Here is a 12,286-nt window from a genome sequence, read left to right on the forward strand (position 1 = left end):
TATCAGATCTTTTCTCGACCCGATTTCCTCGGTGCTTTCCAGGTTCCCGCTTCCGCGTTTCCCTTTCCGGCGGTTCCGACTTTATCAGAAGTTCTTGGCCGGTCTGACCGGCCGTTCATTTCCGAATAATCGGGAGATGCTTCTCGGAATGCCGTTCACGGCTTTTGAAGAAGCTAGTGGATTCTATCGGCCGCCACTGGACACTGTCCAGCTCTAGGCAACTGTTTGAATCTACCTCCCCACGAGCTCCGTGTCAACGGCTCTTGCGGGGCGAAGAGGAGACTAGCAGCTCGCGCGGGCCGGATGCACATCAGGCGGCCGTGGGCACGGAGGCGCTGCGGTCCACCGCCTCGAGGTCGCCCGTCTCGCCCGCGCGTGCCGCGCGGCCGCCCAGGACGTAGACGTACGCCAGGAACGCCAGCTCGGCCACGATCCCGATGCCGATGCGCGCCCATGTGGGCAGGCCGGACGGGGTGACGAAGCCTTCGATGGCGCCGGAGACGAGCAGCACCAGGGCCAGACCGATCGCCATGCCGATGGCGGCCCGCCCCTCCTCCGCGAGGGCGGCACGCCGGGTGCGGGGGCCGGGGTCCACAACGGTCCAGCCGAGCCGCAGTCCCGTACCGGCGGCGACGAACACGGCGGTCAGTTCGAGCAGACCGTGCGGAAGGACCAGCCCGAGGAAGGTGTCGAGGCGGCCGGCCGCGGACATGAGGCCGAAGCCGACGCCCAGGTTGAGCATGTTCTCGAAGAGGATCCACAGGACCGGCAGCCCCAGGAAGACTCCCAGGACCAGGCACATCGCCGCGGCCTGGGCGTTGTTCGTCCACACCTGGGCGGCGAAGGCGGTCGCGGGGTGGCTGGAGTAGTAGGTCTCGTACTCACCGCCGGGGCGGGTCAGCTCGCGCAGCTGGCTGGGTGCGGCGATGGAGGACTGCACGTCGGGGTGGGTGCCGATCCACCAGCCCAGGAGGACGGCGACCGTGGTGGAGACGAGTGCCGTGGGGACCCACCAGTGCCGGGCGCGGTAGACGGCCGCGGGGAAGCTCCGGCCCAGGAAGCGCGTGACGTCACGCCATGAGGCGCGGCGGGTGCCGGTGACGACGCTGCGCGCGCGTGCCACGAGTTGGCTGAGCCGTCCCGTCAGTTGCGGGTCCGGGGCGCTGGACCGGATGAGGGAGAGGTGGGTGGCGGTGCGCTGGTAGAGGTCGACGAGTTCGTCCGCCTCGGCGCCGGTGAGACGGCGCCGGCGGCGCAGGAGAGCATCGAGACGATCCCATTCGGCTCGGTGCACGGAGACGAAGACGTCCAGGTCCATCGGGTCTGCCTGCTCCTCGGCTGATCGTCCACGGCTCTTCGTGGATGCTCGTGGATGTTGTCAGCTTGTCGTACTGAGACGCGATGCGCCCACAGCTTGGGAGACTTGCACTTCAGGGGCGGACCGGGGAAGGGCGGCGGACGTGAGTGAACTGGTGACGGGCGAGGCGGTGGCGCTGGAGCTGCGGCCGGCGAAGCTGCCGAGCAGGGCACTGGCCGTGTTGCTCGACCTGGTGGTGGCCGTCTTCGCCTATGTCGTCGTGCTCATGGCGTTGGCGTTGTCGACCGCTTCACTGGACGAGGCGGCGCAGGTGGCGCTGTCGATCGCGTCGTTTCTGCTGGTGCCGGTCGGCGGTCCGATCGCGGTCGAGACCCTCAGTCACGGGCGTTCCCTGGGGAAGCTGGCCTTCGGCCTGCGGGTGGTACGGGACGACGGCGGGCCGATCCGGTTCCGGCACGCGTTGGTGCGGGGCGCGGTCGGGGTGATCGAGATCCTCATGACGTTGGGGGTCGTGGCCTGTGTCGCCTCGCTGGTGTCGGCACGGGGGCGGCGGCTCGGGGACGTGTTCGCGGGCACGCTGGTCGTGCGTGAGCGGATACCCGCCGGGCGGACCGGGTTCGTACCGCCTCCGCCTCCCTGGCTCGCGGGGCGCTTCGCCGGGCTGGATCTGTCTGCGGTTCCGGACGGGCTGTGGCTCGCCGTACGGCAGTACCTGACGCGGGCGCGGCAGCTCGATCCGCAGGTGTCGACGGGGATGGCGCAGCGGCTCGCGGCCGACCTCGCGGCACGTACGGGGACTCCGGCGCCCGTGGATCTTCCTCCGGCGGCGTTCCTGGCGGCCGTGGTGCACGAGCGGCAGTCCCGCGAGGCCAGGAAGGCGTTCGGCGGCGGTGGGTTCGCCCCGCCGCCGGGACAGCCTGGTGCCCCGGTCGGTCATCAGCCCCACGCCGCTCACCCGCCGCAGGCCGTTCATCAGCCCTCGATGGTCCGGCCGCAGGGTTCGGTTCAGGCTCCCGCCGCTGCGCCGGCGGCGCCGGCGCGGGACGAACCGGCGGGTGGCCGGCCGGCCACCGGGTTCGCGCCGCCGGCGTAACGCTCCGCGCGCCCGTGATCCGGGCCGCGGCGGCCGGATGCGTGAGCCGTGGTCAGGGGAATACCGACGGCGGTGACTGGAGGTCTTCCAGCTCGATGCCGGGCGCGGCCAGGACGACGTCTCCGGCGAGGTGCACGGTGTGCCGCTCGCCCGTGTCCAGGGCTGTGACCTGGTATGCGTCCACGGTCAGGGGGCCGTTGTCAGTGGCGTGTGTTTCGCTGTTCACCAAGGCCCAGGACTGGTCCACGGTGCGGGGGGCGAGGACCGGGTCGGTGAGGGCCACGAGGCGTACGCGGGTTGCCGCGGACGAGGGGGTGAGGCGTAGAAGACGGGCGGTCGCGACGAGGAACGCGGGGGACGTGCCGGTGAAGGCATGGGCGCGCACATTGCCTTCGGTGGCATCGGTGCCGGTGGGGTCGGTGCGGACCCAGGTGACGCCGTCGAGGGCGGCGCCGCGTACCTGCCAGCCACCCGCGTGCAGTTCGAGGCGAATGGGGCGGCCGAGGTCGTCCAGGGTGAGGTCGACCGAGCCGCGGTGGTCGCCGGCGGGGGTCGTCAGCTGAGAGACGTAGCGCCAGCCGGACGGGCCGGGGGCGCACTGGAAGTGTTCTTCCGCAAGGGGGGTGTGATCGTGCGGATCGTGGAGCGAATAACGGCCGCGGGGCATGGGGGTCCTGGGTCTTGACGGACTGACGGTCCGGCCGGGCCGTTGACCCGGGCCGGTCGGTCGGTGAGCCGGTCGGTTGGTCGGGCCGTGAGCCGGTCGGTCGCGCGCCGCCCGGGCGGCGGGGCAAAGGGGCAGGCCCCCGGCACGGGGGTGCGGGGGCCTGCCTCGGAGGACCTGCTGCCGGGGGTGAGTGCGTGGTGCGCCGACGCACTCACCCCCGGCGGGCCGGGCTACGCGATCACCGGCTCAGTAGCGGTAGTGGTCCGACTTGAACGGGCCGTCGACCTCGACGCCGATGTACGCGGCCTGCTCGGGGCGGAGCTTGGTGAGCTTGACGCCGAGCGCGTCCAGGTGGAGACGGGCGACCTTCTCGTCGAGGTGCTTGGGCAGCACGTAGACGCCGGTCGGGTACTCGTCGGGCTTGGTGAACAGCTCGATCTGGGCCAGGGTCTGGTCCGCGAAGGAGTTGGACATCACGAACGACGGGTGACCGGTGGCGTTGCCCAGGTTCAGCAGGCGGCCCTCGGAGAGCACGATGAGCTTCTTGCCCTCCGGGAAGGTCCAGGTGTGGACCTGCGGCTTGACCTCGTCCTTGACGATGCCGGGGATGCTGGCGAGGCCGGCCATGTCGATCTCGTTGTCGAAGTGACCGATGTTGCCGACGATCGCCTGGTGCTTCATCTTCGCCATGTCCGACGCGAGGATGATGTCCTTGTTGCCGGTGGTGGTGATGAAGATGTCGGCGGTCTCGACGACCTCGTCCAGGGTGGTGACCTGGTAGCCGTCCATCGCCGCCTGGAGGGCGCAGATCGGGTCGATCTCGGTGACGATCACGCGGGCGCCCTGGCCGCGCAGGGACTCGGCGCAGCCCTTGCCCACGTCGCCGTAACCGCACACGACCGCGGTCTTGCCGCCGATCAGGACGTCGGTGGCACGGTTGATGCCGTCGATCAGGGAGTGGCGGCAGCCGTACTTGTTGTCGAACTTCGACTTGGTGACGGCGTCGTTGACGTTGATCGCCGGGAAGAGGAGGGCGCCGTCGCGCTGCATCTCGTACAGGCGGTGGACACCGGTCGTGGTCTCCTCGGTGACACCGCGGATCTCGGAGGCCAGCTGGGTCCACTTCTGGGGGTTCTCACCCAGGGTGCGGTGCAGCAGCTGGAGGACGACGCGATGCTCGTCGGAATCGGCGGTCTCCAGGCCGGGGACCTTGCCGTCCTTCTCGTACTCGACGCCCTTGTGGACGAGGAGGGTGGCGTCACCGCCGTCGTCGAGGATCATGTTCGGGCCGCCGGTGGGGGTGCCCGGCCAGGTCAGCGCCTGCTCGGTGCACCACCAGTACTCCTCCAGGGACTCGCCCTTCCAGGCGAAGACCGGGATGCCCTGCGGGTTGTCCGGCGTGCCGTTCGGGCCGACGGCGATGGCGGCGGCCGCGTGGTCCTGGGTGGAGAAGATGTTGCAGGAGGCCCAGCGGACCTGAGCGCCGAGGGCTACCAGGGTCTCGATCAGCACGGCGGTCTGCACGGTCATGTGCAGCGAGCCCGTGACGCGGGCGCCGGCCAGCGGCTGCGCCTCGGCGTACTCCTTGCGGAGCGCCATCAGGCCGGGCATCTCGTGCTCGGCGAGGGAGATCTCCTTGCGGCCGAACTCGGCCAGCGAGAGATCGGCGACCTTGAAGTCCTGTCGGTTTTCGACAGTGGTCATTGCGAGCTGCTCCTCGGGATCGGGGCGAGGTGGGTACGGCTGGTCTGCGCGGCGGCGGACACAGGGGTGCCCGAGAAGAGGACACAGGCATGTCCGCGTGCGCGCAGCGCAGTCCGTCGGAGGCCCTCTCTCCCTCGGCCGGTCCACGTGGGACCGCCCGACCGCCATCAGCAGCGACGTCTGGCTCCGTCCCAAGCTACACCGGAGGGCCCGTCCGCCCCCAGTCCACCTTCGCGCACTTCGGGCCGTACGGACGGTGGTCCGGGGCCGGTGGCGGTGGTCGGCCGGGTGGGGGTGAAGCGTGCGGCCGGGGTCGGCGCACCGGCCTGATCTGGGACTTCTCGTCCCTTGGGGGCGGAGGTGGTGATCGCTGTGCTGCCGTTCGCTGGACCTGCGGGACGCGGCGCGCGCGGCCGGAAGCGTGAGGAGATCGACGTGATCGGGTCCGGCCGGGGCCGCGGACGGCGACCTGCCGCTCCGGGCGGCACCGAGTGCGCGGAGGGCCGATACCGTGCGCCCCGCGGACGGGCCGCGTCGGAGGACGGGACGTGGCGGGCAGAGGGCGGGGCCGGGGATCGCGTCGGTGGTGGTGGGGCTGGTGGGGTCGGACTCGCGGTTCTTCGCCTCCGTCCGGGACGGGGCGTTCCGGCGGCCGCCCTGCGGGGGCGGGTGACGGGCGGCCGTGCGGTTCTGTCCCTGCCGGGTGCGGCCGTGGTGCTCGGCGTGGTGCTGGTCGTCACCGGTGCCGGGCTGGGATCGGTGCCCTTGGCCGTACGGCGGCGGAGAGCGACGGCGGTTCCGCCGGTGCCCTGGCCCGTGCGGCCCGTCTGACGGCGGGTGCCGCCGGCGGGGCTCAGTGACCGGTCGTGTGGGGGTTCGGGCCGCCCGGGGTGGCCTTGGGGTCCGGGCCCTTGACGGCCTCGGTCTCGCTGTAGATGTCCGGCTCCAGATAGATGACGCGGGCGATGGGGACGGCGGTGCGGATGCGGGTCTCGGCGGCGTTGATGGCGTTGGCGACCTCGGCGGCCGTGTCGTCGTGCCGGACGGCGATCTTGGCGGCGATCAGCAGCTCCTCGGGGCCGAGGTGCAGGGTGCGCATGTGGATGATGCGGGTGACCGTGGCCCCGTCGACGATCGCGGCCTCGATCTTTGTGACGTCATCGAGGCCCGCCGCCTCGCCGAGCAGCAGCGACTTGGTCTCGGCGGCCAGGACGAGGGCGATGAGGACCAGCAGGACACCGATGCAGACCGTGCCGATGCCGTCCCAGATGCCGTCGCCGGTGAGCAGGGAGAGGCCGACGCCGCCGAGGGCGAGGGCCAGGCCGATGAGCGCGCCGAAGTCCTCCAGCAGCACGACGGGCAGTTCGGGTGCCTTGGCGCGGCGGATGAACTGGGCCCAGGAGAGCGTGCCGCGTGTCTGGTTGGATTCCTTGATGGCCGTGCGGAAGGAGAAGCCCTCGGCGATGATCGCGAAGGCGAGGACGCCCACCGGCCAGTACCAGTGCTCCAGCTGGTGCGGGTGACGGACCTTCTCGTAGCCCTCGTAGATGGCGAACATGCCGCCGACCGAGAACAGGACGATCGAGACGAGGAAGGCGTAGATGAACCGTTCGCGGCCGTAGCCGAAGGGGTGTAGCGGGGTGGCCTCGCGCTGTGCCTTCTTGCCGCCGACGAGCAGCAGGAACTGGTTGCCGGAGTCGGCGAGCGAGTGGACGCCCTCGGCGAGCATCGAGGAGGAGCCGCTGAACGCGAACGCCACGAACTTCGACGCCGCGATCGCGAGGTTGGCGCCGAGTGCCGCCACGATCGCCCTGGTACCGCCTGACGCGCTCATGTGTCCGCGTTGTCCCTTCGCCTCTGTCGCCTCGTACGTCCCTGCCTCAGGACGTGTGCCCGGCTTTGCCCGGCCTTTGCCGGTGGATCATTCTTGCAGTCCGGCCGGGCCGCGCCGCGTCACCCGTCCACAGCCCCGGTCATACGATCACAGTGGCGCGGAAGACCGTGCCGGCGCCCGAGATTTCCGCCTTCTCGTCGGCCGGGACGAAGACCGACTGACCGGGGCCCAGTTCGTGTTCCCCGGCCCGGACGGTACCCGCCGTGCAGAGCAGGATCTGCGGGGTGTCCCGGGTGAGGTCGTGGGCGCTTCCGGCCTGCGGGAGGACGTACCGGGAGAGGCGGAACTCGTCGATCGGCGTCTCGTAGACCTCTTCGCCGTCCGGGGACGCCTCGGGGCGCAGCACGCCCGGGTCACTCGGCTCGAAGCGGACGATGCGCAGGAGTTCGGGGACGTCGACGTGCTTGGGGGTGAGGCCGCAGCGCAGGACGTTGTCGGAGTTGGCCATGATCTCGACGCCGAGGCCGTTGAGGTAGGCGTGCGGGATGCCGGCGCCCAGGAAGAGGGCCTCGCCCGGTTGCAGGCGGACGTGGTTGAGCAGCATGGCGGCGAGCACGCCGGGGTCGCCCGGGTAGTGGTGGGCGATGTCGGCGTAGGGCGCGTAGGCGCCGCCGAGGCGGGTGCAGGCGGTGGTGGCCTCGGCGACCGTGCGGGCCATCTCCCGCGGGTCGGCGCTGAGGACGGCGGTGAGGACCTCGCGCAGGGCCGCGTCCTCGGGGTGGGCGCGCAGCAGGTCGACGTACGGCTCGAGGGAGTCCACGCCGAGGCCGGCGAGCAGGCCGGCGGCCTCGGCCGGGTCACGGAAGCCGCACAGGCCGTCGAACTCGGTGAGGGCGCAGATCAGTTCGGGCTTGTGGTTGGCGTCCTTGTAGTTGCGGTGCGGGGCGTCGACGGGGACGCCGCGGCGCTCCTCGTCGGCGTAGCCCTGCCGGGCCTGTGCCAGGTCGGGGTGCACCTGGAGGGACAGCGGCGCGCCGGCGGCGAGGATCTTGAGCAGGAACGGCAGGCGTGGGCCGAACCTGGCGACCGCGCGGGAGCCCAGTTCACGCTCCGGGCCGGCGTCGATGACCTCGGCGAGCGTCCCGCGCGTGGTGCGCGAGGGGGCGCCCGGGTGGGCGCCCATCCACATCTCCGCCTGGGGTTCCCCGGTCGGCTCGGTGCCGAGGAGGTGCGGGATGGCGGTGGGGGAACCCCAGGCGTAGGGGCGGACGGTGTTGTCGAGGCGGTCCATGTGTCTTCTCTGTCTCCGTACGTACGCTGCTCGGCCGGCGCCGGTGGCTACGTCGGTCGCGGCGCCGGTACGGGCACGGCTGGTCCGGCCCGGAGCAAAGATCAGGCTCCGGAAGCGAGCGCCAGGTAAACGGCGGCGAAATCCGTGACGGCGATCAGTTCCGCGAGGGTCTCGAGTTCGCCGCCTTCCTCGGGTTCGAGCTCGCTGATCGGCGTGTCGTGGTCGAGGGCCAGGTCACGGGCGGCGGGCGCGGCGGTGAGCCCACTGGTCGGGCGGTCGCGGAGGAGCACCACGCGCGCGTGCAGCGCGGGCGGCTCCTCCACGCGGTCGCGGAAGAAGTCCTCCGGATCGGCGCCGGCGGCCAGTGGGCCGGCCAGCAGTGCGCTGTGCGCGGCGAGCGCCTCGGGCAGTTCGGCGACGAGGGCGGGCCGGCCGGCGAGTTCGGCGAGGGCGGCGGCGAACCGGCGGCCGGCCGGGCCCGCCGAGGTGCCTTCCGTCCAGATCACGGGGAGCCCGTCGGCGAGTTCCGCGGCCAGGGTCTTGGCCGGGTTGCCGTAGGTCGCGATGGCGGGGCCGCAGCGTTCCGCGATGCGGTCCAGGCGGTCGGCGATCTTCTCGATGGCCTCCGGCGGGGCGGCGAGCAGGCCGACGCGGTCCAGGAGGGCCAGCAGCGGGGTCAGCAGGGCCCAGAAGACGCCCGGGGCGGACCCGGCAAGCGGTTCCCGCTCGTCGTACGGGGCGGTCGCCATCGGTACGAACAGGCCGTGCGCGCCGGCGACGGCCTCGGCGAGCGGGGTGCTCTGCGGGGCGACGGCGACGACCGAGCAGCCTCGCCGGTAGGCCTGCTCGGCGAGGAGGGAGAGGCTCGGTTCGCTGCCGTCCGGGGTGGCGATCAGCAGCAGATCCACCGAGCCGGCCCAGCCGGGCAGTTCCCAGCGCAGGGCGCCCGGGGCCGGGGCGACTCCGGTGGGGGCCAGCCGGACCACGGGACTGCCGGGACCGGCCAGCGTGCCGAGGAGGTCGGCGGTGTGGGTGGCGGCGACGCCCGGGCCCGCGATCAGGACGGCGCGCGGACGGCCGTCGGGGGTGAGGCCGCCGACGCCGGCCTCGGCGGTGTGCCGGGCGGCGGTGCGCACGCGGGCACCGGCCTCCGCGGCGCCGCGGAGCAGGCCTCGGCGGTCGGCCTCGGAGAGACCCTCCGGGGTGTCGAGCAGCGATTCGTCCAGCATGGGCGGCAGCCTCCATCGCCGGGGGTCCTGGGCAGAGCCTTTGCGGGGGGTGGCGCGGGGCGCCTTGCCGCCACGGGGAACAGGGCCTCGTGGCCGCGACGTGCTGGGGCCTCGCTACGGCGTGCGGGGTCCGGTCACCCGGGGCGACGGGCCTCGTCCACGAGGAGGACCGGGATGTCGTCGCGCACGGGGTAGGCGAGGCCGCAGTCCTGGCCCGTGCAGATCAGCTCGGTGTCCTGCTCCTTGAGGGGGGCGTGGCAGGCCGGGCAGGCGAGGATCTCCAGGAGGCCGGCTTCGAGCGGCATGGGGTGTCCCTTCGGGGGCGTGCGGGTGTCTGTGGATGCCTGGTCAGCGTACCGCCGGTGGGCGGACCGCTCAGCCCCTGATGATCGCCAGGACCTCGTCCCTGATCTTGACCATCGTGGCCTCGTCCGTCGCCTCCGCGTTCAGGCGCAGGAGCGGCTCGGTGTTGGAGGGGCGGACGTTGAACCACCAGTCGGCCGCGGCGACGGTGAGGCCGTCGAGGTCGTCCAGGGTGACGTCGGCGCGGCCCTCGTACGCGGTGCGGATCGCGGCGAGGCGGGCGGTCTGGTCGGCGACGGTGGAGTTGATCTCGCCGGAGCCGGCGTAGCGGTCGTACCGGTCGACCAGGCCGGAGAGCGGGCCTTCCTGGCCGCCGAGGGCCGCGAGGACATGCAGGGCGGCCAGCATGCCCGTGTCGGCGTTCCAGAAGTCCTTGAAGTAGTAGTGGGCGGAGTGCTCGCCGCCGAAGATCGCGCCGGTGCGGGCCATCTCGGCCTTGATGAAGGAGTGGCCGACCCGGGTGCGGGCCGGGGTGCCGCCGTTCTCCCGTACGACCTCCGGGACCGTGCGGGACGTGATCAGGTTGTGGATGACCGTGCCCGTGCCGCCGTTGCGGGCGAGTTCGCGGGCGGCGACCAGCGCGGTGATCGCGGACGGGGAGACGGGGTCGCCGTTCTCGTCCACGACGAAGCAGCGGTCGGCGTCGCCGTCGAAGGCGATGCCGAGGTCGGCGCCCTCCGCCGGGACCCGCTTCTGGAGGTCCACGAGGTTCGCCGGGTCCAGCGGGTTGGCCTCGTGGTTGGGGAAGGTGCCGTCCAGCTCGAAGTACATCGGGACGAGGGTCAGGGGCAGGCCGGCGAAGACCGGGGGGACCGTGTGGCCGCCCATGCCGTTGCCGGCGTCGACGACGACCTTCAGGGGGCGGATGGAGGTCAGGTCGACCAGGGAGCGCAGGTACGCCGCGTAGTCCTCCAGCGTCTCGCGCGAGGAGAGGGTCCCCGGCCGGGCCGCGGGCTCGGGAGCGCCCTGGTCCAGCCAGCGCTCGGCCAGCTCGCGGATCTCCGCGAGACCGGTGTCCTGGCCGACGGGGGCGGCCCCCGCGCGGCACAGCTTGATGCCGTTGTACCGGGCCGGGTTGTGGGAGGCGGTGAACATGGCGCCCGGGAGGTCCAGCGCGCCCGAGGCGTAGTAGAGCTGGTCCGTGGAGCACAGGCCGATCTCGGTGACGTCCACGCCGCGGTCCGCCGCGCCGCGCGCGAAGGCGCGGGAGAGGCCGGGGGACGAGGGCCGCATGTCGTGGCCGACGACGATGGCCGCCGCCCCCGTCACCTCGGCGAAGGCGGCGCCGAACAGTGCGGCCAGTTTCTCGTCCCACTGGTCCGGGACCACACCGCGCACGTCGTACGCCTTCACGAGCTGCGACAGATCAGCAGTCACGGCCAACCCTTCCGAAGTCCTATGGGTGCCCACAAACTACCCGTCCGGGGTGCGGGGTCGGTGCGCGGACACCGGGTGGACGCCCGGCGGGCCCTGCGGCGGTGACGCCCGCGGGAGGAGAACCGTCACGCCCGACGGGGTGGCGGAGGGTGGCGCTCAGTTGTCCGGGGAGCGCAGAACCCTCAGGTGACCGCGGCGGGCCACCTCCATGGGGTCGACCGAGCGGCTTCCGCCGCCGCCCGCCCCGGCCGCGCGCTGGTGCGGGCGCGCCGCTTCGCGGACGGCGTTGGCAAGCGCTTCCAGATCGTCTCCGCTGGGCCGCGCGGGAGCGGAGCCGTCGAGGAGGCGGACGACCTCCCAGCCGCGCGGGGCGGTGAGGCGCTCGGAGTGCTCGGCGCACAGGTCGTAGCAGTGGGGTTCGGCGTAGGTGGCGAGCGGGCCGAGGACCGCGGTCGAGTCGGCGTAGACGTACGTCAGCGTCGCGACGGCGGGTCGGCCGCAGGCGGTGCGCGAACAGCGACGTACAGGGCTCACGACGTTGGACGGTACCGCACTCTTGAGCGGGCCGCGACGACTCTCCCCCAGGTCACTCCACCGTGTCGTGCTGTGAAACGCCCCACACACCCGTCCGGGTGGCCCCCGCTGACCTGCGCGGAGGGGCATTCCCCGGCTACCGGGCAGCGGGACGACCGATCATATGTCGGTACAAACACCGCCGATCGCCCTGAGATCGGTGATCCGGCAAGAGTGCGGGAACGAGCCAGACCTTGGCCGGAACGGTCATCCTGCGGCAGGAGTGATCACCGCCGGTTGCCGTGTGAAGACGGACGGGCGCAGGGCGCGGGGACTACGCTTCACCGGTGATGGACAACCGTGTACCGCCCCGTGCCGCCGGACCCGGACCCCGTCGCCGTGATCGCCACGGGCGGGGCATGCGGGGGCCGATCGCACCGCCGCAGGTGCCGCTCGCGGCCAGCCGTGCCGAGGTGTTCGCGGACCTGGTGCAGGACTCCGTGGACCGTCTCGAGCGGCGGTGGCCGCAACTGGCCGACTTCGATTTCCTCGTGGTGGAGGTGCCCCGGCTGGAGGGCCGGGGGGAGCAGGCGGCCTGGAGCGACGAGGCCGTGCCGCTCGGCGGGACCGTCCCCGCGCGGGAGGGACGGCGGGCCCGGGTCGTCGTGTACCGGCGGCCGGTGGAGATCCGGACCAAGGGGCGCGACGAGCGGGCCGCGCTGGTGCACGAGATCGTGGTGGAGCAGGTGGCCGAGCTGCTCGGGCTGACGCCGGAGACCGTGGATCCGCGGTACGGGGAGGACTAGGTTCTGTCCGGCGGATCACGGCCGGAGCCATAAGCGGACCGCTGCGACAGTGACGGTGCCGTGGAAGACGTAGGCCCTCTTGTCGTAGCGG

Annotated in this window: 12 protein-coding genes; 3 read left to right on the plus strand and 9 right to left on the minus strand. The window is 72.2% G+C overall.

The features are described from left to right. The coding region (locus ABZ117_RS33990; RefSeq protein ID WP_356826630.1) for a hypothetical protein at positions 1-217 on the plus strand (217 nt) is incomplete at its 5' end. Between the two features lie 93 nt (positions 218-310). Here the strand turns inward: ABZ117_RS33990 and ABZ117_RS33995 are convergent. Further along, positions 311-1,318 (minus strand): stage II sporulation protein M, encoded by a 1,008-nt coding sequence (locus tag ABZ117_RS33995; RefSeq protein WP_356826632.1) that lies wholly within the window; start codon positions 1,316-1,318, stop codon positions 311-313. A gap of 142 nt (positions 1,319-1,460) precedes the next feature. Here ABZ117_RS33995 and ABZ117_RS34000 point away from each other — a divergent pair, with 142 nt between their 5' ends. Next, positions 1,461-2,411 (plus strand): RDD family protein, encoded by a 951-nt coding sequence (locus ABZ117_RS34000; protein ID WP_356826634.1) that lies wholly within the window; start codon positions 1,461-1,463, stop codon positions 2,409-2,411. Positions 2,412-2,463: 52 nt separating this feature from the next. Here ABZ117_RS34000 and ABZ117_RS34005 read toward each other — a convergent pair whose 3' ends face one another. The 8 genes from ABZ117_RS34005 to ABZ117_RS34040 form a co-directional block, all read right to left on the minus strand. Further along, positions 2,464-3,078, minus strand: coding sequence for a hypothetical protein (locus tag ABZ117_RS34005; RefSeq protein ID WP_356826636.1), 615 nt, complete (start codon positions 3,076-3,078; stop codon positions 2,464-2,466). A gap of 246 nt (positions 3,079-3,324) precedes the next feature. Then, complete coding sequence (gene ahcY / locus ABZ117_RS34010; protein ID WP_356826638.1) at positions 3,325-4,782, minus strand: adenosylhomocysteinase; 1,458 nt, start codon at positions 4,780-4,782, stop codon at positions 3,325-3,327. An 853-nt stretch (positions 4,783-5,635) separates the two neighbouring features. Next, the gene (locus tag ABZ117_RS34015) at positions 5,636-6,616 is read right to left on the minus strand and encodes a cation diffusion facilitator family transporter (protein ID WP_356826640.1); all 981 of its coding nucleotides are present in this window, start codon (positions 6,614-6,616) and stop codon (positions 5,636-5,638) included. Between the two features lie 139 nt (positions 6,617-6,755). Further along, positions 6,756-7,907 (minus strand): mannose-6-phosphate isomerase, class I, encoded by a 1,152-nt coding sequence (gene manA / locus ABZ117_RS34020; RefSeq protein WP_356826642.1) that lies wholly within the window; start codon positions 7,905-7,907, stop codon positions 6,756-6,758. Between the two features lie 101 nt (positions 7,908-8,008). Further along, on the minus strand, positions 8,009-9,136 hold the full coding sequence (locus tag ABZ117_RS34025) for an SIS domain-containing protein (protein WP_356826644.1): 1,128 nt from the start codon (positions 9,134-9,136) through the stop codon (positions 8,009-8,011). A gap of 134 nt (positions 9,137-9,270) precedes the next feature. Beyond that, on the minus strand, positions 9,271-9,441 hold the full coding sequence (locus ABZ117_RS34030) for a Trm112 family protein (protein ID WP_023550037.1): 171 nt from the start codon (positions 9,439-9,441) through the stop codon (positions 9,271-9,273). Positions 9,442-9,511: 70 nt separating this feature from the next. Next, a complete protein-coding gene (locus ABZ117_RS34035) occupies positions 9,512-10,876 on the minus strand; it encodes a phosphomannomutase/phosphoglucomutase (RefSeq protein ID WP_356826646.1) in 1,365 nt (454 codons plus the stop codon). A gap of 156 nt (positions 10,877-11,032) precedes the next feature. Then, on the minus strand, positions 11,033-11,461 hold the full coding sequence (locus ABZ117_RS34040) for a DUF3499 domain-containing protein (protein ID WP_356826650.1): 429 nt from the start codon (positions 11,459-11,461) through the stop codon (positions 11,033-11,035). Between the two features lie 347 nt (positions 11,462-11,808). On the opposite strand from ABZ117_RS34040, the gene ABZ117_RS34045 reads away from it, so the two are divergent. After that, on the plus strand, positions 11,809-12,195 hold the full coding sequence (locus ABZ117_RS34045; protein WP_356826648.1) for a metallopeptidase family protein: 387 nt from the start codon (positions 11,809-11,811) through the stop codon (positions 12,193-12,195). Positions 12,196-12,286 lie beyond the last annotated feature (91 nt).

Source organism: Streptomyces sp. NPDC006309, from assembly GCF_040613095.1.
GTDB lineage: Bacteria > Actinomycetota > Actinomycetes > Streptomycetales > Streptomycetaceae > Streptomyces.

Excerpts from the sequence above, each read along its gene's own strand:
- ABZ117_RS34005 (WP_356826636.1), bottom strand. The coding sequence starts at position 3,078 with ATGCCCCGCGGCCGTTATTCGCTCCACGATCCGCACGATCACACCCCC.
- ABZ117_RS34025 (WP_356826644.1), bottom strand. The coding sequence starts at position 9,136 with ATGCTGGACGAATCGCTGCTCGACACCCCGGAGGGTCTCTCCGAGGCC.
- ABZ117_RS34015 (WP_356826640.1), bottom strand. The coding sequence starts at position 6,616 with ATGAGCGCGTCAGGCGGTACCAGGGCGATCGTGGCGGCACTCGGCGCC.
- ABZ117_RS34045 (WP_356826648.1), top strand. The coding sequence starts at position 11,809 with ATGCGGGGGCCGATCGCACCGCCGCAGGTGCCGCTCGCGGCCAGCCGT.
- ahcY (WP_356826638.1), bottom strand. The coding sequence starts at position 4,782 with ATGACCACTGTCGAAAACCGACAGGACTTCAAGGTCGCCGATCTCTCG.
- ABZ117_RS33995 (WP_356826632.1), bottom strand. The coding sequence starts at position 1,318 with ATGGACCTGGACGTCTTCGTCTCCGTGCACCGAGCCGAATGGGATCGT.
- ABZ117_RS34030 (WP_023550037.1), bottom strand. The coding sequence starts at position 9,441 with ATGCCGCTCGAAGCCGGCCTCCTGGAGATCCTCGCCTGCCCGGCCTGC.
- manA (WP_356826642.1), bottom strand. The coding sequence starts at position 7,907 with ATGGACCGCCTCGACAACACCGTCCGCCCCTACGCCTGGGGTTCCCCC.